The 15,147-nt window shown below is 42.1% G+C and carries 15 protein-coding genes; 7 read left to right on the top strand and 8 right to left on the bottom strand.

The window, feature by feature from the left end; all coding sequences use genetic code 11:
- The first annotated feature begins 4 nt into the window (after positions 1-4).
- From OO778_RS15455 to OO778_RS15425, 7 genes are all read left to right on the top strand, one after another.
- Complete coding sequence (locus tag OO778_RS15455; protein ID WP_258614026.1) at positions 5-715, top strand: 3-deoxy-D-manno-octulosonic acid kinase; 711 nt, start codon at positions 5-7, stop codon at positions 713-715.
- A gap of 144 nt (positions 716-859) precedes the next feature.
- Entirely contained in the window at positions 860-1,924 is a 1,065-nt protein-coding gene (gene rfbB, locus OO778_RS15450; protein ID WP_258614027.1) for a dTDP-glucose 4,6-dehydratase, read from the top strand.
- Positions 1,924-2,808, top strand: a complete 885-nt coding sequence (rfbA, locus tag OO778_RS15445) for a glucose-1-phosphate thymidylyltransferase RfbA (RefSeq protein ID WP_074191925.1) — start codon at positions 1,924-1,926, stop codon at positions 2,806-2,808. The genes rfbB and rfbA overlap by 1 nt, the downstream gene beginning before the upstream one ends.
- On the top strand, positions 2,798-3,880 hold the full coding sequence (locus tag OO778_RS15440) for a DegT/DnrJ/EryC1/StrS family aminotransferase (protein ID WP_074191926.1): 1,083 nt from the start codon (positions 2,798-2,800) through the stop codon (positions 3,878-3,880). The genes rfbA and OO778_RS15440 overlap by 11 nt, the downstream gene beginning before the upstream one ends.
- A gap of 21 nt (positions 3,881-3,901) precedes the next feature.
- A complete protein-coding gene (locus OO778_RS15435) occupies positions 3,902-4,591 on the top strand; it encodes a WbqC family protein (RefSeq protein WP_074191927.1) in 690 nt (229 codons plus the stop codon).
- On the top strand, positions 4,588-5,388 hold the full coding sequence (locus OO778_RS15430; RefSeq protein WP_074191928.1) for a sulfotransferase: 801 nt from the start codon (positions 4,588-4,590) through the stop codon (positions 5,386-5,388). Before OO778_RS15435 ends, OO778_RS15430 begins: the two co-directional genes overlap by 4 nt.
- 12 nt (positions 5,389-5,400) lie before the next feature.
- Positions 5,401-6,276: a glycosyltransferase gene (locus tag OO778_RS15425; RefSeq protein ID WP_074191929.1), complete on the top strand. Its 876-nt coding sequence runs from the start codon at positions 5,401-5,403 to the stop codon at positions 6,274-6,276.
- Positions 6,277-6,313: 37 nt separating this feature from the next.
- Here the strand turns inward: OO778_RS15425 and cysN are convergent, their stop codons facing one another.
- Genes cysN through lpxM form a run of 8 tightly spaced genes read right to left on the bottom strand, consistent with a single transcriptional unit; the run spans position 6,314 to position 15,049 of the window.
- Positions 6,314-7,729 carry a sulfate adenylyltransferase subunit CysN gene (gene cysN / locus OO778_RS15420; RefSeq protein WP_074191930.1) on the bottom strand — a complete coding sequence of 472 codons (1,416 nt, stop codon included), beginning with the start codon at positions 7,727-7,729 and terminating at the stop codon, positions 6,314-6,316.
- Positions 7,730-7,741: 12 nt separating this feature from the next.
- Positions 7,742-8,371 carry an adenylyl-sulfate kinase gene (cysC, locus tag OO778_RS15415; protein WP_053808652.1) on the bottom strand — a complete coding sequence of 210 codons (630 nt, stop codon included), beginning with the start codon at positions 8,369-8,371 and terminating at the stop codon, positions 7,742-7,744.
- Between the two features lie 2 nt (positions 8,372-8,373).
- On the bottom strand, positions 8,374-9,288 hold the full coding sequence (gene cysD / locus OO778_RS15410; RefSeq protein WP_049534422.1) for a sulfate adenylyltransferase subunit CysD: 915 nt from the start codon (positions 9,286-9,288) through the stop codon (positions 8,374-8,376).
- Between the two features lie 29 nt (positions 9,289-9,317).
- Positions 9,318-11,054: an SLC13 family permease gene (locus OO778_RS15405; RefSeq protein ID WP_264910289.1), complete on the bottom strand. Its 1,737-nt coding sequence runs from the start codon at positions 11,052-11,054 to the stop codon at positions 9,318-9,320.
- Positions 11,054-12,298 (bottom strand): lipid IV(A) 3-deoxy-D-manno-octulosonic acid transferase, encoded by a 1,245-nt coding sequence (gene waaA, locus OO778_RS15400; protein ID WP_074191932.1) that lies wholly within the window; start codon positions 12,296-12,298, stop codon positions 11,054-11,056. The genes OO778_RS15405 and waaA overlap by 1 nt, the downstream gene beginning before the upstream one ends.
- Entirely contained in the window at positions 12,292-13,347 is a 1,056-nt protein-coding gene (waaF, locus tag OO778_RS15395) for a lipopolysaccharide heptosyltransferase II (RefSeq protein ID WP_074191933.1), read from the bottom strand. The genes waaA and waaF overlap by 7 nt, the downstream gene beginning before the upstream one ends.
- Complete coding sequence (locus OO778_RS15390) at positions 13,344-14,066, bottom strand: glycosyltransferase family 25 protein (protein WP_074191934.1); 723 nt, start codon at positions 14,064-14,066, stop codon at positions 13,344-13,346. Before OO778_RS15390 ends, waaF begins: the two co-directional genes overlap by 4 nt.
- Complete coding sequence (gene lpxM, locus OO778_RS15385) at positions 14,063-15,049, bottom strand: lauroyl-Kdo(2)-lipid IV(A) myristoyltransferase (RefSeq protein ID WP_074191935.1); 987 nt, start codon at positions 15,047-15,049, stop codon at positions 14,063-14,065. Before lpxM ends, OO778_RS15390 begins: the two co-directional genes overlap by 4 nt.
- Between the last annotated feature and the right edge of the window lie 98 nt (positions 15,050-15,147).

The following is a 15,147-nucleotide window of genomic DNA, read 5'->3' as shown; positions in this document are numbered from 1 at the left end:
GCGCGTGACTCAACAGTATCAAAACAACAACCAAATGATCTGGTTTGATGACGAGATCCTTACAGACCCTAGCCAACCGATATTTGATGCGGAATATTGGCAGTCCTTAGACAAGGTGGTTGGCAGTGCGACGGGGCGAGGCACGACATGGTTTATCCAACTAGAGAACATGCAAGCAGCACTGCGTCATTACCGTCGTGGCGGTTTGTTTGGGAAGTTGGTTAACGACCATTATTGGTTCTCTGGCTGGGATAACACCCGTTGTGCGCAAGAGTTTCAGCTTTTATTGGCGCTAATCGAGGCTGGGGTGCACGTTCCTCGTCCAATTGCAGCAAGAGCCGTAAAGTCAGGGTTCTTCTATCAAGCTGATTTATTAAGTGAGCGAATCCCAAACGCCAGAGATCTGGTTAGTATCTTGCAAGAACAGTCTTTATCGGCAGACATGTATCAAAAAATAGGGCAAGAAATTGCCAAGATGCATCAGGTTGGCGTTAACCATACCGATTTGAATATCCATAATATCTTGATCGACGACAAAGATAAGGTATGGATTATCGATTTTGATAAGTGTCGTTTTGAAACTTCTGGTGATTGGAAAGATCAAAATCTAAGTAGACTCCTGCGTTCATTTAATAAAGAGCGTTTAAAGCGACAGATTATTTGGCAAGAATCCGATTTTGAGCATTTGCAGGACGGTTATGCTTCTCAATCTTAATTGAGTTTTTTATTATTTTGCATTAATTGCTCTAAGTAAGCCCTCTTGAGTCTAACGATGCTCGAGTGAGTCTATAAACTACAATAATCATAAAGTATTCATGTGTATCTGATGGCACACAAATTAACGTAGGTAACATTTGTAATGAAAATATTAGTAACCGGTGGAGCAGGCTTCATTGGGTCAGCTGTTGTCCGACATATCATTCGTGACACCCAAGATACCGTTATCAATTTAGATAAACTGACCTACGCAGGGAATCTAGAGTCACTGGTTGATGTCTCAGATAGTGAACGTTACTACTTCGAGCAAGTGGATATCTGTGACCGAGCTGAACTAGACCGCGTTTTTTCAGAGCATCAACCCGATAGGGTGATGCATTTGGCCGCCGAATCTCATGTCGATCGTTCTATTGATGGTCCTGCTGCTTTTATTGAGACCAACGTGATGGGCACTTACCATCTGCTCGAAGCGGCCCGTCAATATTGGTCGAGCCTAGATGAAGCGCGCCAATCGGCATTCCGTTTTCATCATATTTCTACGGACGAAGTGTACGGCGATTTAGAGGGGACGGATGATTTGTTCACCGAAACCACTTCATACGCGCCGAGCAGCCCATATTCAGCGTCAAAAGCCTCGAGCGATCACCTTGTACGCGCTTGGCAACGTACTTATGGTTTACCGACACTTGTCACCAATTGCTCCAACAACTATGGCCCGTACCACTTCCCAGAGAAGTTGATCCCTCTGATGATTTTAAATGCCCTCGACGGCAAGCCGTTGCCTGTGTATGGCGATGGTATGCAAATCCGAGATTGGCTGTTTGTGGAAGATCATGCACGCGCGCTGTACAAAGTGGTCAACGAAGGTGAAGTCGGTGAAACCTACAACATTGGTGGCCATAACGAAAAAGCAAACATCGAAGTGGTGAAAACCATTTGTGCTTTGCTTGAAGAGTTGCGACCAGACAAGCCGGCCGGGGTCGAGTCTTATGAATCTTTGATCACTTATGTCAAAGATCGACCTGGTCATGATGTGCGTTACGCAATTGATGCCACCAAGATCGCTCAAGAGCTTGGCTGGACGCCAGAAGAAACGTTTGAAAGCGGTATTCGCAAAACCGTGGAATGGTACCTCAATAATCCGCAATGGTGGCAGCGTGTGCTTGATGGCTCATACAGTCTTGAGCGACTAGGAGCGGGCGAATAATGAAAGGTATTATTTTAGCAGGCGGCTCGGGCACTCGCCTTTACCCTATTACACGCGGTGTCTCTAAGCAGTTACTGCCGGTTTATGACAAACCAATGATTTACTACCCGTTGTCGGTACTCATGCTTGCTGGCATTCGTGAAATCTTGATCATCACCACGCCAGAAGACTTGGAGGGCTTTCAGCGCCTATTAGGTGATGGCTCAGAGTTTGGCATTGAGTTGCAATACGCGATTCAACCAAGTCCAGACGGCTTAGCTCAAGCCTTCATCATTGGTGAAGAATTCATTGGCGATGACTCAGTATGTTTGGTGCTGGGTGACAACATTTTTTATGGACAGGGCTTCTCTCCAAAGTTAAAGAAAGCGGTTGAGACGGCAGAGAGTGGCAATGGGGCTACGGTATTTGGCTACCAAGTGAAAGACCCTGAGCGCTTTGGTGTGGTTGAGTTTGATGCTGACAGAAAAGCTATCTCTATTGAAGAAAAACCAGCTAAGCCAAAGAGCCACTATGCTGTGACGGGGCTGTACTTCTTTGACAACCAAGTCGTGAGTAGAGCTAAGCAAGTCGAGCCATCAGAGCGAGGTGAGCTGGAAATTACCACATTAAATCAAATGTACCTAACAGCAAACGAGCTCAATGTTGAAATGTTAGGGCGTGGTTTTGCCTGGTTAGACACAGGTACTTACGAAAGCTTGCTCGAAGCTGCTCAATTTGTTTCGACGATAGAGAAACGACAAGGTTATAAGATTGCATGTTTGGAAGAAATTGCCTTTAACAATGGTTGGATTAGCAAACAGAAGTTAATGGCGGCAGCTGATGCCCTTAAGAAGAACAATTATGGTATCTACCTATCAAGCATTGTGAGCGAAGATGACAATTAAACTTAACAGTCCATTATCCCCAGACTTAACTAAGCTTTCTAACTATTTATCTCAAGTAAATGAGAGTGGTTGGTATACTAACTTTGGGCCATTGCATGAAAAGCTTACTACACGACTTGAAACGTTTTTGGGTGTTAAAAACTTATTGTTAGTTTCTAATGGTACGCTGGCACTTCAGGTGGCATGTAAAGTTTTAGGAATTGAATCCGCGCTCTCTACACCCTTTAGCTTTGTTGCAACTTCATCAGCGTTGATGTGGCAAGGTATTGATGTGAGCTATTGCGATATCGATTCAAAATCTTATAACTTATCTCCAGATGCTTTGAAAGCAGCTCTTGAAGCAAACTCTCAAGTAGATGGTGTTGTTGCAACACATGTATATGGAAATCCTTGTGAAGTTGAGAGTTTCAAAGAAATTGCAGAACGATATAAGGTCAAAGTTCTATACGATGCTGCTCATGCATTTGGAGTTAAGGTTGGTCAGGAGTCTCTCTTAAACTTTGGCGATGCTAGTACATTGAGTTTTCATGCCACTAAGATATTCCATACAGTCGAAGGTGGTGCAATTGTATTCAAGCGGCATGAAGATTATTTACGTGCGAAAGAGTTCATTAACTTTGGTCTTCAAGCGAATGGACAATTAGGCGAGCCAGGTATTAATGCAAAGTTGAATGAGTACCAATGCGCAGTAGGATTAACACTACTTGATCAGATTGAAGAGGTAATTGAGCATCGATCCAACCTGTTTAGTTTGTACCGGACGCGTTTAGAACCTTATGTTGAATTACCTCTTTGGTTACCCGAAGCGTCTTATAATGGTGCTTACATGCCAATTTTCATTGGAGATAAAGACAAGCAGGAAAGATTACTTGATGCTTTGTCTGCGCATGATATTGAACATCGACGATATTTTACACCATCTTTAGATGTTGCTTACCCTGACAATCTGAGCTTTGGATGCCCTATAAGTCAGCAGATATCAAAAGGAATTATTTGTCTACCGCTACATGCCAGTATGTCTTCAAATGATGTTGAAGCTGTATGTAAAGTTATAGAATTGATATTAAATTAACCATGTGAGAGTTCTTATAGTATGAAAATTGCTATTATGCAGCCTTATTTTTTACCATATATTGGCTACTGGCAGCTCTTGGCTTCTGTAGATAAATTTGTTGTTTATGATGATATTCAGTACACCAAGAAAGGGTGGATAAATCGTAATCGTTACTTAAGTGCTTCAGGGAAAGTAGAGACTTTTACCATTCCTATTAAGAAAGACTCTGATTACCTTGATGTTAGAGAGCGTTTTATATCTCCAACATTCTTGAAAGAAAGAACTAAACTATTAAATAAGATTAGAGAGTCTTATCGAAAGTCACCAAATTTTGATGAAGGATATCAGCTTTTTAGTGATATTTTGTTGGATGAAGAAGATAATCTATTTCTTTTCATTCTAAACTCTATAGAAAAAATAAAATCTTATTTAGATATTGATACTGAAATTATAATTTCATCGAGTCTGAATAATAAAAACCTTAAAGGACAAGATAGAGTTATAGATACTTGTGTTAAATTGGCTGGTGACACTTATATCAATCCTCCTGGAGGGCGGGATTTATACAGTGAATCGAACTTTCGATCTCAAGGCTTAACTCTAGAATTCCTAAATGTATCATTAAAACCATATACGCATACTCAGACAAGTGATTTTGAGCCAGGACTTTCAATACTTGATATGATTTTTAATGTACCTAAGACCCAGTTGATGGATTATTTAATATGAAAAGATTTGCAATTCATTCTGTGCCAAGATCCGGTTCATCTTGGTTAGGTGAGATTATTAATAGCTCTCCTGATGTTAACTATCTATATCAGCCGCTTTTTTCCTACGAGTTTAAATCATTTCTAGATGAAAATTCTAAAAAAGATGATATCGATGCATTTTTTAATAACATTGCACAAACCAACTCTTCTTTTATTCGTCAAGATGCTGAACGAAAGGAAGGTCGTAAGCCTATATTCGAAAAGAACAATCATTTGGGTACTATCGTATATAAGGAAGTTAGATACCATCATATTATAGAGAATATGATCAAAAAGTGCCCTGATGTAAAGATTTTAGGCTTGGTTAGAGACCCGAGAGCTGTAATTAGCAGTTGGTATAATGCAAAGCGAGAATTTAGAACCGATTTAGGTTGGCTTTTGGAAGAAGAGTTGATCTATGCAGGCAAGAAAAACTTAGAGAAAAAAGAAGAATATTTTGGTCTGTCTAAGTGGGTGGAGACTACAAAGTTATTTGAAAAACTTTCTAAGCTGTATCCAGATAACTTTAAACTTGTGCACTATAGTGCGCTACTAGAAGACCCTCTAGAACAAGTTGAAGATATATTCGATTTTCTAGGGCTAGAGCTTACCTCACAAACTAAGTCATTTCTTATGTCAAAAAAGAAGGTTGATACTACCTACTCTGTATTCAAAAACAAGGATAAAGACATAAGTTGGCAAAATAGCCTTGATGCAGACATTGTAAGTCGTATAGAGGATTTTGTTAAAGAGAGTAAGTTGGAACACTACTTGTAGGTCGGTAATAATATGTCTGTTAAAGTTTCAATTCTTTGTGTTTGTTATAATCACTCTAAATATATTGAGAAAACAATTAATAGCTTTCTCAACCAGTCCTGTGATTTCGAATTTGAAGTTATTGTTTATGATGATCTCTCTACGGACAATAGTAGAGAAATTATTGATGAGATATGTGAAAAGCATTCGAACATAGTTCGAATGTATACTGATGAAAATCTTTACTCTAAAGGCATCCGAACCCTAGCATTGTCACACTTATCACCAAAGGCTAAAGGGGAGTATTTAGCTTTTTGCGAAGGTGATGACTATTGGATAGATAATACAAAGCTACAGAAACAATTTGATGCTTTAGAGGGGAGCCCAAATATAGACCTTTGCTTTCACCCAGCATACTCAGAGGACCCAGAAGGCAATAGAGAGCTAGTCTCAAATCATTTTGAGGGAACCCATTACGTTTCTACTGATGAAGTTATACTAGGAGATGGTGATTACTGCCCAACAGCATCTTTATTTATCCGTAAGTCTGCTTTATCCCTAGCTTCATCATGCACTATTAAATTAATGCCATGTGGAGACTATTTTATGCAGATTATGTCTTCTGTAAAAGGAGGCGGAGTCTACTTACCTGAACCAATGTCTGTATATAGAATTAATCAAAAAGATTCTTTTTCAACAAGGATGTCCTCGTCCTCTCACGAAAATCAGAGAGACTTTTTGTTAGCAATGGCCAATAGTTTGGAGTCACTAAAACAAGACTTGGATGGAGTGAACTTAAAGTCATTTAACAATCGAATAAGAAAATATAAAAAAAGAGCGCGAAAATCTCAGAGGAAAGCGATAAAGGAGAGGATCAGAAATCTAATATTCTCTAACCCTTCCCAATAAAATAGGTGAGCGATATATTTATGGCTCACCTATTTATTTAGTTTATTTTTACACAGCCCCACTCTGGGAAGTGCTTACATATATAAGCATTGAGCTCTTTCTCTGCTTCTGAGTAAACACGAGCTGGTTCTTCAGTATGGTTTAATTGTATCGATGACACCATACCCGCGCCGACAGTCACGTTACTAATGCGGTCAATAATGATAAAAGCGCCAGTTTGAGGTAGCTGCTGATAAACATCCATTGCAACTTTATCGGTAAGCTTTATTGAGGCGAGTGAAATCTCGTTTAACTCAAGGCGCGTATTTTTATGATCATGCTGCTTAAGTGTATTGACATCAACCTTATGCTCAATTTGAGAAACCTTACCTGTACAGGTTTTAGTCGCAAATTTGAATAGGTATTCTTTATGCGTTTGCATCGGAGATTCATCCATCCAAACGATATGAGCTTGGTAAGCGTCTACAACCTCTGGAATGTTGTTGGAATGGACAAGCATATCGCCGCGTGACACATCGATCTCATCTTCAAGCGTTAGGGTGATCGCTTGACCCGGCATTGCTTCTTTTAGCTCACCATCGAAGGTAAAGATAGATTTGATGCGAGAGACTTTGTTCGATGGAAGAGCAGTAACTTCATCACCAACCTGTACAATGCCTGAAGCAAGGGTGCCACAAAAACCACGGAAGTTTAGGTTTGGGCGATTGACATATTGCACTGGGAAGCGCATGACTTCAGTGTTGATGTCTTGGTTAATCTTAACCGTTTCAAGCAGCTTCATTAATGTAGCGCCAGGGTACCAATCCATGTTCTCACTTGGAGTGACAACATTGTCGCCTTTTAGAGCGGAGATTGGCACAAAGCGGATATCCTTGATGTTGAAGTTCTTTGCCATATCTCGGTAATCGGCTTTGATTTTCTGATACACCTCTTGGCTGTAGTCCATCAGATCCATTTTGTTAACGGCAACGATAACATGCTGAATTCCAAGTAGACTACAGATATAGCTATGACGACGTGTTTGCGTCTGGATACCGTGGCGAGCATCAACCATTACAATCGCAAGATCACAGGTAGAAGCACCCGTAACCATATTACGAGTGTACTGTTCATGTCCTGGAGTGTCGGCGATGATGAATTTACGCTTGTCGGTTGAGAAGTAGCGGTAGGCAACATCAATCGTGATGCCTTGTTCACGCTCGGACTGTAGACCGTCGACTAGTAGCGCTAAGTCGAACGCTTCATCTGTCGTATTGAACTTTTGAGAATCTTTTTCGATCGCGGCCATTTGATCTTCATAAATCAGCTTGCTGTCGTATAGCAGGCGACCAATCAGTGTAGATTTGCCGTCATCAACGTTACCACAAGTTAAGAAACGAAGTAGGTCTTTGTTTTCATGTACGTTTAGGTACGCTTCAATGTCTTTAGCGATAAGCTCAGAGCTATGAGACATAATGACTTCCTTTTAAATGTATTCTTTTTCAGTGAGCGCTCGAATCACTTGGTCGGCACACGCTTCGACAGACAGCTCTGCTGTCTTGATGTGAATTTCTGGAGATATAGGCGCTTGGTACTCAGAGTCGATGCCTGTGAAGTGTTTAATCTCACCTGCGCGTGCCTTTTTATACAGGTCTTTAGGATCTCTTTGCTCGCAGATTTCGAGTGGAGTATCAACAAACACCTCTAAAAACTCGCCTTGCTGCATTAATTGGCGCACTTGCTCTCTATCTGAGATAAATGGCGAAATAAACGCGGTCAGAACAATGTTCCCGGCATCGACAAATAGTTTAGCCACCTCGCCAATGCGGCGAATGTTCTCAATACGGTCTAGATCACTAAAGCCAAGATCTTTGTTTAGACCGTGGCGCACATTGTCACCATCAAGAAGGTAACTATGTTTACCTAACGCTAATAGCTTGCTTTCTACCGCGTTGGCGACGGTCGATTTTCCTGAGCCACTAAGTCCGGTAAACCAAAGTACAACAGGCTTTTGCTGCTTAAGCGCAACACGATCTTCATGAGTTACGCTGGTGTTATGCCACACCACATCGTCACTCACAGACTCATTGCGCTTCTTTTGATACGGCGAGGTCATAGTTAGAAGTAACCCTCACGTTTCTTTTTCTCCATTGAGCCAGAGCTATCGTGGTCAATGGCACGGCCTTGGCGCTCAGAAGTGGTTGTAAGCAGCATCTCTTGAATGATCTCTGGTAGCGTTGTTGCTTGAGATTCAACCGCTCCCGTTAATGGGTAGCAGCCCAGTGTACGAAAGCGAACCATGCGTTGTTCTACCGTCTCCCCTTCACGAAGCTCCATGCGATCATCATCTTTCATGATCAACATACCATCACGCTCAACGACAGGACGCTCTTTTGCAAAGTACAGGCTTGGAATCTCGATGCTCTCTAGGTAGATATATTGCCAAATATCCAGCTCAGTCCAGTTAGAAAGAGGGAATACACGAATGCTTTCGCCTTGGTTTACTTTGCCGTTGTAGATATTCCAAAGCTCAGGGCGTTGATTTTTAGGATCCCAGCGGTGATGTTCATCACGGAAAGAGTAAACACGCTCTTTCGCGCGAGACTTTTCTTCGTCACGACGAGCACCACCAAAAGCAGCATCAAAGCCATGATTATCTAAGGCTTGTTTTAGGCCTTGTGTCTTCATGATATCAGTATGCTTTGAGCTGCCATGCACAAATGGGCTGATGTTCATCGCAAGCCCTTCTGGGTTTTGGTGCACAATCAGCTTCATACCAAGCTTTTTCGCCATGTAGTCACGAAACTCAATCATTTCTTTGAATTTCCATGTGGTATCAACATGCATAAGTGGAAACGGGGGAATGCCAGGCGCAAAGGCTTTCTGTGCAAGGTGTAGCATCACTGAAGAGTCTTTACCAACAGAGTAAAGCATCACTGGGTTATCAAACTCGGCAGCTACCTCACGCATAATATGGATAGATTCTGCCTCAAGCTGCTTAAGGTGAGTCATTCGTTGTGGAGAAAGTTTCATTCCGGTCTCTCTTTGATTCGATGAGGGAGTTAAACGCCATAGATAGTTGTGATAGCCGTTAATACTAAACCGCTATACGTAATACTCATCGGCACCCCAATCTTTATATAATCCTTGATACAGTACTGACCTGCATTGTAAACCATTAAGTTGGTTTGGTATCCATATGGGCTAATAAAGCTTGCACTTGCGCCGAACGCGACAGCTAAAATATAGCTGTAAAGATTTGCATCTAGACTCGTCGCGAGGGCATAAGCAACGGGAAAGATTAAGGCCGCTGCCGCATTGTTGGTGACCAACTCCGTTAGCAATAAAGTGACCAAGTAAACCATGATAAGCCCTGACAATGGGCTCATAAATTCAGCTTGTTCTGTCATTGCGCTCCGCAGGAGGTCGACTGCTGTACTATTATCTAATGCCTGAGACAGCAAAAGTGCAGATGAAATTACTAGCCATATCTGGACTGGTAGCCTTCGTATAATTTCATTCGTTTTCAGTGCTCCAGTTAATAGTAGAACACCAAGCAACAAGATCAGGTTGTGCAGCAGTGGAGTTATCTTCATAGCTGCAAGAGCGATAGCACTAAAAAAGCCAAGAACAGCGATAATTTCTTGCGGTCCTTTGAGTAGCCTATCGGCTTTTAGCGCTTGGAGCTGTATAAAGTTTTTAGCGATGTTATTTCGCTGGTGATAGTCATCACCTACAGCGAGTACCAGATAGTCGCCAGCTCTTAAGGTAACTTCACCGAGCTTTCCGGAAACCTTGTGACCATCGCGTCGGATCGCGACCACTGCAGCGTTGAACATAGCGCGAAAGCCAATTTGTTTTAGGGTCTTATTTACTAAAGCACTTTCAGGGCGTAATACGACCTCTTTGAGATCATGACTTAGCCTTTCGCCTTTATGAGCAAAGAGTGATAAGCCCGTGAATTGATTCAATTGAGTTACTTTTCTAATCTCTCCACAGAATAATAGGCGATCATTTTCCTCTATTAACTCATGTGGTGATACTGGTGAAATAGTTCTTCCTTGGCGATGAATCTCGACTAAAAACAGAGAGTTTAGATTTCTCAGCCCGTTGCGCTGAATAGTTTTACCGATAAGTGGGGAGTTTGGTTCTACCTCAGCATCAATGAAGTATTGAGCTTGAGTATCTGCTCGTTCAATGTTGCTAGGTAGCCAATGGCTAAGTAAAAACAGGGTGAGCCCGCACCCAAGTACAGCAATGCCGCCAACAAGTGAAAAATCAAAAAAGGAGAGACTAGGTAGCCCAGCATCGAGCACCATACTATTGACGATTAAATTCGTCGAAGTGCCGATCAGCGTTAGTGTTCCGCCAAGGATGGCAGCAAAAGATAAGGGAAGTAGCAGTTTGCTGGCTGGGTGAAGGGCATTGGCACGTATTGGGGCGATCATGGTGGAGACCACCGCTGTGTTGTTTAGAAATGCTGAAGACAATGTGGTTATCGAGAACAGTCGAACCCAGGTAGATTTATAGCTAGGTTCGATGACTAATTGCGAGATTCTACGAAGTAGTGAGGTCTTTTCTAAAGCTAGCGAGCAGATGATAAGTAGTACCAGCGTAAGTACGCCAGGATTGGCAATACTGCTAATGAGTTGCTCTGTCGATACGGATCTGCTGCTATATAAAACAAGCAAAACTACTCCAAAAACCTTTTCAGGTTTGTTTTGATACCTTGTGACAAGGGCAATTATTGCAATCACAAAAACGGTAATGACAAAGTAGGCTGAATGGGTCTGTGACATTATTTAATTGCTTCAATTGTTTTTTGAGTCGAGTTTAAATAGCCTTGAATAAAATCACTCATTTGCTGAGAGTTACTATGTTGAAAGCGCTCTAGTACTTTACTCGCTAGCTGAGTTTTATCGGTAATGTCTATAATATTCAGAGCAATCATGTCTTCTACAATCGCTTTGAAGTTGAAGTAACTAGGGCCTGATATCACTGGAACGTTGAGTGCGACTGGTTCAAGCACATTATGTCCACCCACTTTATCCCCAAGCAAACTCCCAGCCATAAAGCAAACATCACTGGCACCAAGGAGAATCAGCATTTCACCCATAGTATCAGCAAGGTATACCTGTGTATCGGCGTTAACTATTGCAGCATTGGTTCTTCTGGTGCTATTGAAGCCGGAATTTTGGCAAAGCGCAAACACATCATCAAATCGTTCCGGATGGCGAGGAACCAAAATAAGTAATGCATTTGGATGAGATTTTAAAACTTGTCTATGTGCATCTAATACCTGTTCGTCCTCGCCTTTGTGGGTGCTAGCTGCAATCCAAATTGGACGATCCTTTCCAAGCTGGGCTCGAAGCTGCTGTCCTTGCTGTTTCACTTGCTCTGATATTTGAATATCGAACTTAATCGAGCCAGTAACGGATAGTTTCTTTTTCTCAACGCCTAAGCGTTCGAAGCGCTCTGCATCTGAATCCGTTTGGCAAAGTACTTGAGTTAGGCATGGATGAAGCTGGTTAAAAAGCCGCTGTATTTTGGCGTAGTTCTGACACGATTTTTCAGATAGGCGAGCATTCACGACTGTTATAGGGATACCCGCTTTGTAAACATGGTGAAGCGTGTTTGGCCACAGCTCAGTCTCAATGATCAACATTTGTTTTGGTTGTACTGCTTTAAGAAAACCTTTGATAGCAAAACCAAAGTCAATTGGCATATAGCGGTGTTCAATTAAATCACCCAACTTAGCAATCTGTTCAGCTCCGGTACTTGTTGTTGTAGTAACTAGAATAGATTGTTCGGGGTTTTGTTCCTTAAGGGCTTTAATTAAAGGTGTTGCTGCTATGCTTTCACCAACAGATACGGCATGTATCCAAATAGGTTTGTCGTTGCTTTTTAGCTTGGGAGTGATACCAAAGTGCTCTTTCCAGCGAGAGCCGAACTTAGGCTTATTTGGTTTGCTCTTGTACAAACCAAATAAAAGCAGCGGTGACGCTAGAGCGAGTAGTAAGGTATAAACAATACGAACTAACATGAGCTTATCGTAATGGCGTCAAGTTTTTGGATGCTATCTAGCACTTGCTTAGGCGAAAGTTCTGTCAAGCACTTAAGGTGTTTGTATTGACATTCACGCTGGAAACAAGGGCGACAATCAATATCGGTATGAACAATCTCCACTTTTTCTGCGAGTGGGGGGGTGTACTTCGGTGAAGTTGAGCCATACACGGCAACAACATTACAACCAACCGCAGCCGCCACATGCATTAAGCCGGAGTCATTCGCGACAACAGTCTTACATGCAGCAAGTAGGTCGACCGCTTCAATTAAGCTGGTTTGGCCTGCTAGAACGTGAATGTCCTCATGGAATTGCGTTGGAACAAGTGCGCGGATATTGTTACAAGTCTCTAAGTCTTTTTGAGAACCAAACAACCAGATTTGATGCCCAGATCGAGCCATTTGCGTCGCAACTTCAGCGTAGTGTGTTTCGGGCCATTTTTTTGCAGGACCAAACTCTGCTCCTGGGCACAGTCCAATGATTGGTTGGTCTTGCGTTAAGTTGAACTTTTGGATCGTGGCTTGTTGCTCTGCTTCGTTGATTGCAAGGCGTGGGCGAGGTAAGGTTTCAAGCCCGCCAAGAGAGTTAGAATCCACCATTTCTGCTTTTGGATAAGCTAACGCTACATAGCGCTCTACCATGTACTGAAAAGACTTCATGTTAGGGCGTAAGTCATTCAATAAACCATAGCGCATTTCTCCCTTCCAGCCAGTACGAAGAGGAATGTTTGCAAACCATGGGATCAGTGCTGATTTTGCTGATTTAGGCAAGATATAGGCGTGGTCATATTGCTTTTCACGTAATGATTTACCAATTTCCCTGCGGCCTAATAAGTTAAATTCACCATGACCTATAGGCATTTCAATCGCTTGGTGGATTTCTGGCATACGCTCAAGAATCGGTTTACACCATCCTGGAGCGATAACGTCAATTTGGCTATCTGGATGACGTTGCTTTAATACGATATATAACGATTGCGACATTACCATATCGCCGACCCACGCAGGGCCAATGACTAAAATCTTCATGCTTTGTTTTTCCAGTATAGGAATTTCAAAATTGACTCATAAGTTCTAAAAAGTTCAGCGTATATTTTATTCGCAAGAGTCATTTTGGATTTATCTTTTCTTTTCCCACCAATCGTCGAAGCAATCTCAGCTCTAGTAAAAAGATCTGGAGACACGCTGTAAACTTGAACACCATGTCTCCATGGTTTTTCCATATAGTCATCGACTGGTTCAATAAACTCTTGAGCATGCGTAACAAACTTTGAGGCTGCTTTAGGTGTGACGATATAAGCTGTGGTACCACAAGTGCCAGCAGAGTAGCCCCCTAGCATATGAGTATCATCAATAGGTACAATTGGGATGAATGCACACTTCTGAGTGGCAGACAACTTGATATAGTCATAATTAGACGTCAATGGAAGGGTATGTTCGAGTACTTGCTTTAGCCCCTCTACGGGGTCGACGTTGTCTTCTAAGATGACGATCGGTTCATCAAGCTCAATACAGCGAACCCACAACTCGTAATGGCTTGCAAAACAGGCGACTTCACTGGTTTTTAATTGATACCCTTTGCGGCGTAGAGTAATGGTTGGACGACTTTTTTCTGAATGAAGAAAACGGCCAACAGAGCCATCTACGGCATCAAAAAACTCAAACCTAATGCCTTGTTGTTTTAACTTTTCTTCAATACGTTCTCGGCGATCTAGCGATCGAGCCAAGCTTACGACAAATACTTTCACTGCACTTTCCAGTCGCTGTTATATCTTGGTTTAAACAAATTGTAATAGTTATTGCCGTCTTCTTGAGAGTGCAGCAACTGCAGTACCCACATATATTGTTCGGGTTTATCACCGACAAAATATTCAATGGCTTCATTACAGGTACGAGCGTCTTGCTCTTCGCCTTTATCCAGCTCAAACGCCGGTAAAATCTCAATATCAAACGTACCATCTTCAGTGTTCATAGACGCAAATAGAGGCAGTACTTTTGAGCGTGATAGTTTCGCAATTTTGCCTAAACCAGGTAGCGTTGCTTTACGTGTAGCAAAGAAATCTACGAACACACTATGCTCTGGGCCGTGATCTTGATCGGGTAGATAATACCCTACATAGCCATCTCGAATGGATTTCAGAAAAGGCTTAATGCCACCTGAGCGTTCATAAACACGACCACCGTATTGAACTCTTTGCTTGTGCATCAGCCAGTCAGCAACATCATTCTTTTGTTTCTTCGCCATTGCAGAAACTGGCATTCCCATTGAAGCGAGCAAGATAGCAGGCACATCAATTGCCCAAGAATGGGGAACCATTAAAATCACATTTTCGTTGTTATTAATGTGCTGTCGTAAAATGTCTAGGCCGCGAATTTGGCAACGGTTCTGAAGCCATTTTGGTGAGCGTAAACTTAGTAACCCGAAGCGAAAAAAGAACATGGCCGCTGTATAGAGTGTTTTTTCTATCAAAGCTTCACGTTCTTGGAACGATTTTTCCGGAAAACACAGCTCAAAGTTAACCCTCGCTCGGTGAGCTGGCCCTTTGTGGGATTTCGACAGTTTTTTGGCAATGGTTTTCGCCAACCACTTTTGTAAACTTAGTGGCATTAATGATAAAGGTAAAAATAAGAGAACACCTAACCACGTGCCCCAGTACTTAGGCGACAGGAAGTGGCGCTTAAACTCAGGGTTATATGCTTTAGGGTCGAAGTCATCACGTTTTATGGTCATGGCGTGTCTAGTTACCTATTCGTGTACTGGCGAAGTGGTTTAAATGAGAAAAAAGATATTAAGGAATGATACAGGCTATTGCACTTGAGTAAAGGTGG

This window comes from Vibrio sp. STUT-A16, from assembly GCF_026000495.1.
Taxonomy (GTDB): domain Bacteria; phylum Pseudomonadota; class Gammaproteobacteria; order Enterobacterales; family Vibrionaceae; genus Vibrio; species Vibrio diabolicus.
Note: the sequence above shows the minus strand (reverse complement) of the source record. Positions and strands in the feature narration are given on the sequence as shown.